The 6,494-nt window shown below is 74.6% G+C and carries 6 protein-coding genes; 2 read left to right on the top strand and 4 right to left on the bottom strand.

Translation table 11 applies throughout. The annotated features are described in order from the left end of the window. Positions 1 to 456: 456 nt before the first annotated feature. From LCD31_RS04235 to LCD31_RS04220, 4 genes are all read right to left on the bottom strand, one after another. Positions 457 to 1,386, bottom strand: a complete 930-nt coding sequence (locus tag LCD31_RS04235; RefSeq protein ID WP_224956118.1) for a family 16 glycosylhydrolase — start codon at positions 1,384 to 1,386, stop codon at positions 457 to 459. A gap of 276 nt (positions 1,387 to 1,662) precedes the next feature. After that, positions 1,663 to 2,682, bottom strand: coding sequence for a LacI family DNA-binding transcriptional regulator (locus LCD31_RS04230; protein WP_224956117.1), 1,020 nt, complete (start codon positions 2,680 to 2,682; stop codon positions 1,663 to 1,665). A gap of 91 nt (positions 2,683 to 2,773) precedes the next feature. Next, positions 2,774 to 2,968: a hypothetical protein gene (locus LCD31_RS04225; protein ID WP_224956116.1), complete on the bottom strand. Its 195-nt coding sequence runs from the start codon at positions 2,966 to 2,968 to the stop codon at positions 2,774 to 2,776. Continuing rightward, positions 2,961 to 4,184 carry a PspC domain-containing protein gene (locus tag LCD31_RS04220; RefSeq protein WP_224956115.1) on the bottom strand — a complete coding sequence of 408 codons (1,224 nt, stop codon included), beginning with the start codon at positions 4,182 to 4,184 and terminating at the stop codon, positions 2,961 to 2,963. Before LCD31_RS04220 ends, LCD31_RS04225 begins: the two co-directional genes overlap by 8 nt. 82 nt (positions 4,185 to 4,266) lie before the next feature. Here LCD31_RS04220 and LCD31_RS04215 point away from each other — a divergent pair, with 82 nt between their 5' ends. Together LCD31_RS04215 and LCD31_RS04210 are read left to right on the top strand one after the other, a co-directional pair. After that, positions 4,267 to 5,769, top strand: a complete 1,503-nt coding sequence (locus tag LCD31_RS04215) for an ATP-binding protein (RefSeq protein ID WP_224956114.1) — start codon at positions 4,267 to 4,269, stop codon at positions 5,767 to 5,769. Between the two features lie 29 nt (positions 5,770 to 5,798). After that, positions 5,799 to 6,473, top strand: a complete 675-nt coding sequence (locus tag LCD31_RS04210) for a response regulator transcription factor (RefSeq protein WP_224956113.1) — start codon at positions 5,799 to 5,801, stop codon at positions 6,471 to 6,473. Positions 6,474 to 6,494 lie beyond the last annotated feature (21 nt).

The following is a 6,494-nucleotide window of genomic DNA, read 5'->3' as shown; positions in this document are numbered from 1 at the left end:
CCCGGGGGGGGGGGGGGCGGCCCGGCCCCCCCCGCCCCCCCCCGCGGGGGGGGGCCCCCCCCCCCCCCCCCCCCGGGCCCGCGGGCCCCCCCGGGCCCCCCGTTCTCGTTCCCGGGCCGGGACGGCGGTGAACGGTCGTCCGCCCGGGGCAGGGGTTCGCGATCGTTCTGCTCCCCGGGGCGGACATGAGTGAGGGGGGGGGGGGGGGGGGCGGGGGGGGGGGGGGCGGGGGGGCGCCGCGCCCGGGCCGGGGGGGGGGGCCGGGGGCGCCGGGGGGGGGGGGGGCGGGGGGGCCCCCCCCCCCGCCCCCCGGCCCCCCCCCCCCCCCCCCCCCCCCACCCGGGGAAGTCGGGGGCGGAGCCGCGGTGCGGCCGGGATCGGACCGGGCGCACCGGGCCCGCCTCCACCCGGTTCACGGGCGCCGCGGGCGCGGGTCACGACGCACGTGATCGGGAATCACTGCTCGACGCGGACCCAGTCGACCAGATAGCGCGCATTGCCCGCCTTCACCTTGTCGACCGATTCCTGCGGGAGTCCGAAATAGGGTTCGGTGACGCCGTTGACGCCGTTCGGGAACTGGCCGCCGAGTGCGAAGTTCAGAATCATGAACTGCGGGTCGTCGTAGACCCACGTCCAGCCGTTTTGCTCCATTTCGGCCTTGGTGATCTTGTAGATCTCCGCGTCGTCGACGAGGAAGGTGATTCCTTCCGGAGTCCAATCCGCCGTGAAGACGTGCCAGTCGCCCGGGTCGGAACCCTCGAACTGCTGCTGCCCCGCGATCGGGGTGTCGCCGTGGTACTCGGGACCGTGCAGCGCGACGCTGGTCCACGGCTCGCCGACGCTCTCCATGACGTCGACCTCGCCGCACTGCGGCCAGCTCACCTCGTCGATGTTGGCGCCCAGCGACCACCACGCCGGCCACAGGCCCTGGCTGGTGCCGCCCTCGGGCAGCTTCACCTTCGCCGAGTAGCGGCCGTAGGTGAACTCGAAGTTGTCCTGGGTGTTGACCCGGCCGGACTGGAAGTCGTAGGTGTTGCCGTCCGGCGCCTGGAAACCGGGAGTGCTGCGCGCGTGCAGCGCGAGCGCGCCGTTCTCGGCGCCGGTGTTCGCGTCGTCGTGGTCGATGTAGATCGTCTCGGGGGAGTCCACGTAGGCCTGCTGCTCCGAGTTCACCGTGGTGAAGTTGTCCCCGGTGACCTCGACCTTCCACTTGGAGCGGTCGAGTTCGGCGCCGGAGAAGTCGTCGAAGAACACCTCCGCCTTCGGCGACGGCGCCGCGGGCTGGGCCGGAGCCGCCACCGCGGAGGTCGCCGAAGAGGTGACGAACGGGAACAGGCACAGCGCGGCGAGGGTCGTTCCTGCCGCCTTGAATCCGGTTCGGGGCACGAGAAGTCTCCTTCGGGGGGACGTTGAAGGATGAGAGCGCTCTCAACGGGACAGGCTGCTCACCTGAAACGTTCCGGTAAAGGCTATATCGATGAAGTACGGGACTGATTAGGCCGATCGGCTGCTGTTCGCCGCTCAACGGGACCCGGTTGCGCAATTCGAAGTACGCGATATCGCCGTTTTTGCCAGTTGCGACGCCGCGCGATCACGGTTCGGAGCCGGATGAATGCGATTGGTTCGTTCCCATTTTTTTCCGGTGTTCGGGAGAACGGGGATTCAGGCCGATTCGCGGCGCACGAGCTCCACCGGCAGCACCTCGCGACCCGGCGCCACCCGGTCGCCCGCGATCAACCGGTGCAGCAGCGCCACCATGTGCACCGTCCGCAGCGCCGGGTCCTGGCGGATCGTGGTCAGCGGCGGATCGGCGTGCGGCGCGACCGCGGGGTGGTCGTCGAACCCGACCACCGCCACGTCCGCGGGCACCCGGCGGCCCGCGGTCCGCAACGCCCGCAGCGCACCCACCGCCATCAGATCGTTCGCCGCGAACACCGCGTCCAGCTCCGGCACCCGCGCCAGCAGCGCCGCCATCGCCCGCTCGCCACCGGCCTCGGTGAAGTCGCCCGGTTCGGAGCGCGCCGCCGTCGCCTCGCCGACGCCGACCGCCTCCCGCCAGCCGCGCAGCCGCTCCAGCCCGGCGTGCTCGTCGCGCGGCCCGGTGACCGTCACGACGGCCCGCCTGCCCAGCGACAGCAGGTGCTCGGTCGCGAGCCGGCCGCCGCCCACGTTGTCGTGGTCCACCAGGTGCAGGCCGCGTTCGGAGATCCACGGCCGGCCGCCGAACACCACCGGCAGCGGCAGGTCCCGCACCGCCGCGGGCAGCGGATCACCGCGGTGCGGGGCCAGCACCAGCGCACCGTCCACGTGCCCGCCTGCCAGGTACCGCGCGATCCGCGCGTGGTCGTCCGGGCGGTGCACCATCAGCAGCACCAGCTGGCTGTCGCCCGCGGACAGGTGCTGGGACACGATGCGGACCGTGGCGGCGAAGAACGGGTCGTCGAAGAACTTGTCCTCCGGTTCGGAGAGCACCAGCGCGATCGCCCCGGTGCGCCGGGTGACCAGCGTCCGCGCCGCGCGGTTGGGCACGTAGCCGAGCTCGCGCACCGCGGCGTCCACCTGCCGGCGGGCCTCCGGGCTGACCCGGGGGGAGTCGTTGATCGCGCGGGAGGCCGTCGCGCGGGACACACCCGCCCTGGCCGCCACGTCCTCCAAGGTGGGCCGCCCGCCGGGCATGCTCATCCGCTCCCCCTCCGTCCCCGTGGACGGAAGCCTAGAGCGCGCGGGTGGTCCGGCCCGTGCCGGTGGTGCGGCGGGGCGCCACCGGCAGGCATCAGCGGTGGCGCATCGAGGCGACGAGCAGGAACACCCCCACCAGCACCGCCACTCCGGCCAGCGACCACTCGACCAGGAAGTCCCGCGAACCGCCGAGCAGCACCGACGCCGAGATGATCAGCGCCAGCGCACCGGAGACCAGCAGCACCACGTCCGGGGACTGCGAGCGCGCGTCGTCCTTCGCGTCAGCCACGGAGCACCTCCACCATTCCGTCGGAAACGAACGCCTCCACGGTGAGGTGGCCGCCACCGGGCCCGTCCGCACCGGGATCGTCGATGTCGAGCCGCGTGTGCTCGCCCCCGTTCTCCTGCGTGCCGAGGCAGTGCACCGCGCCGCGTTCCGCGGTGCACCCGGCGGTGACGTCCAGGTCCCGCGGCAGCAGCACCCGCACCCGCCCCTGCCCGACGTGCGCGCCGGTCTCGACCTGCTCGTCGCCGGCGAGGCGCAGCTGCCGCAGGTCCAGGGTCAGCGTGCCGCGCTCCAGGTACGGGTAGGACTCCCGCAGCCCCGCGGTGGTCGTCGCCACCACCCGCCGGTCCTGCGGCGGAGCCGGTTCCGCGTCGTCGCCCGCACCGGGGCCCAGCAGCAGCGCCAGCGCCCCCACCGGCAGCGCGAACGCGATGAGCGCCCGGCCGCCGCGCAGGAACGCGGCGCACAGCATGCCCACCCCGAGCACACCCAGCACCACCGCGAGCGCCGAACCGGCACTGCCGCCCGCGGTGAGCGCCGCCCCACCGGCCAGCACGGCCACGGCCAGCGCGATCCAGGTGATCCACGTCCGCTTCGGCTGCGGCGGCTCCGGTTCCGTCCCGGGCTCCGGCAGGTCCCAGGCGAACGGCGCGGCACCCAGCGGATCCCAGGACGGCGGTTCGGCGCGCTGCTGAGCGCCCGGGTACACCCAGGTGTTCTCGCCGACCGGGGCCGCCGGCGCGCTCGCCACGGCCTGGCCCGGCGTGTTCGGCGCCGCCTGGCCCGGCGTGCTCGGCGCCTGCTGGCCCGGCGTGCTCGGCACGGCGACCTGCCGGTCCCGGTAGCCGCGGTGCAGCAGGTACAGCCCGGCGCACGCGGCGCCGAACACCAGCCAGCCGTGCGGGTAGAGCATGCTCAGCGCGGTGGGGACCCCGATCAGCACCACCAGCGCCACCCCGACCAGCCGGCCGAACCGGTTGCGGTTCGGCGCGTCCGGATCGGACGGCAGCAGCACCCACAGCGCCAGGTACAACGCGAGGCCCCCGCCACCGGGGATGGTGGCCACCGCGAACGCCACCCGCACCAGCACCGGGTCGATGCCGTAGCGCCGCCCGATCGCGCCGCTCACCCCGGCGAGCTTGCGGTCCTGCCGCAACCGCGCCGGTCGCGACTCCCACATCTCCCGGAGGGTGTCGCCGACGTTGTCATTCCCGCTCATGCGTCCACTATCGAGCGGTGACCGGCCAGGCCACATCGGGGACGCCCCTGAGCGCCGCCCGGAACGCCCTGGGGATTCCCCGATGCACGTGATCTCCCGCGCGTGTGACCATCGCAGGGTGAAGAAGCCGTACCAGCGGGAACGAGCTCGCGAGCCGCGGCGGGTGCCGACGGCCCCCGCGGCGGTCGACCCCGGCGCACCCGACCGGCCCGAGGCGGCCGGTGCCGCGCGGGCCGCCGCCGCACCGTCCGCCCCGTTCGGCGCGCCGGGCGCGGACCCGTTCCCGGTGGACCCGGACCGGCCCACCGAGCCGCACGGCCACCTGGTCCGCGATTCCACCGCTCCCGGCGCCGGCCCGCCGACGCTGTACCGGCGGCGCGGCGGTCGGCTCGTCGCCGGGATCTGCGGTGGGCTCGCCGACCACCTCGGGGTGTCGGTGCTGTGGGTCCGCGCCTCGTTCGCGGTGCTGGCCGCGTTCGGCGGGGCCGGGCTGCTCGGCTACGGACTGCTGTGGATCTTCGTGCCGCAGAGTGGGGGCGACGAGCCGCCGATGACCGACCGGGAGCGCCAGCAGGGCCTCGGGCTGATCATCCTCGGCCTCGGGCTCGCGGTCGCCGTCGGACTGCTCGGCATCCTGCCCGGCTGGCTCACCGGCCCGCTCGGCGTCGCGATGGTCGGCGCCGCCGTGGTGTGGCGCGAAGCCGACGAGTCGCAGCGGCGGCGCTGGCGGGAAGGCGCCCGCACCGGGATGGCGGGCGCGCTGCTCGGCGGCGGCGGGCGGTCCGCGGTGGTGCGGGTCGTCTCCGGCGCCGCGCTGGTCGTGATCGGCGCGGTGGTCTTCCTCGCCGGGTCGGCCAGCGTCAGCGACCTCCAGTTCGCGCTGCTGTCCACGGTGACCGCGCTGGTCGGTGCCGCGGTGCTCACCGTGCCCTGGTGGGTGCGGCTGATGCGGGACCTCGACGTGGAGCGCGCCGGGCGGGTCCGCTCCCAGGAACGCGCCGAGATCGCCGCGCACCTGCACGACTCGGTGCTGCAGACGCTCGCGCTGATCCAGAAGCAGGCCGGTTCGGAACGCGAGGTGCGGCGGCTCGCCCGCGGCCAGGAGCGGGAGCTGCGGACCTGGCTCTACGGCCCCGGCGGCTACGGCCGGGGCGACGCGGCCGAACCGGAGTCCCCGGCCGCCGAACCGGGGCCGATGCTGTCCGCGCAGCTCGCGCGGGCCTGCGGCGAGGTGGAGGACGCCTTCGCGATCAACGTGGACCAGGTCGTCGTCGGCGACTGCGAGCTGGACGACGCCCTCACCGCGCAGCTCGCCGCCGCCAGGGAGGCCGTGGTGAACGCCGCCAAGCACGCCGGGGTCGCCGAGGTCAGCGTGTACGCCGAGGTCGAACCCGACCAGGTTTCGATCTTCGTGCGGGACCGGGGCGCCGGGTTCGACCCGGAACGGGTGTCCGCGGACCGGCACGGGATCGCCGACTCGATCAGGGGCAGGATGGAGCGCAACGGCGGCTCCGTCCGCATCCGGACCGCGCCCGGTTCCGGCACCGAAGTGCAGATGGACATGCCGCGCGAGGCCCGCCGGTGAACCGGCCGCGGCCGGTGGAGGAGGAGAACGTGACCAGCGAAGAAGCAGACCAGCGCCCGGTCCGGGTGTTCCTGGTCGACGACCACGCGTTGTTCCGCTCCGGGGTGCGCGCCGAGCTCGCCACCGCGCCCGACCAGGTCGAGGTCGTCGGTGAAGCGGGTTCCGTCGCGGAAGCCGCCGCGGGCATCGCGCACTACCGGCCGCAGGTGGTGCTGCTCGACGTGCACATGCCCGACGGCGGCGGTGCCGAGGTGCTGCGGCGCGTCCGCGGCGAGCAGCCGGACGTGGTGTTCCTGGCGCTGTCCGTCTCGGACGCCGCCGAGGACGTGATCGCGGTGATCCGCGGTGGGGCGCGCGGCTACGTCACCAAGACCATCTCCGGCCGGGAGCTCGCCGACGCCGTGTGCCGGGTGGCCGCCGGGGACCCGGTGTTCTCGCCGCGGCTCGCGGGGTTCGTGCTGGACGCGTTCTCCCAGGGCCCGCATTCGGCGCCGGTGGGCGACCCGGAGCTGGACCTGCTCACGCCGCGGGAGCGGGACGTGCTGCGGCTGCTCGCCCGGGGCTACGCGTACAAGGAGATCGCCGCCGAGCTGTTCATCTCGGTGAAGACGGTGGAGACGCACGTGTCGAGCGTGCTGCGCAAGACGCAGCTGTCGAACCGCTACGAGCTCTCCCGCTGGGCCAGCGACCGCAGGCTCGTCTGACCGGCCGCCGGCCCGCGCCGC

The sequence above is a fragment of the Saccharopolyspora sp. 6M genome, from assembly GCF_020176775.1.
Classification (GTDB): domain Bacteria; phylum Actinomycetota; class Actinomycetes; order Mycobacteriales; family Pseudonocardiaceae; genus Saccharopolyspora_C; species Saccharopolyspora_C gregorii.
This window is presented reverse-complemented; position numbering and strand designations above follow the sequence as displayed.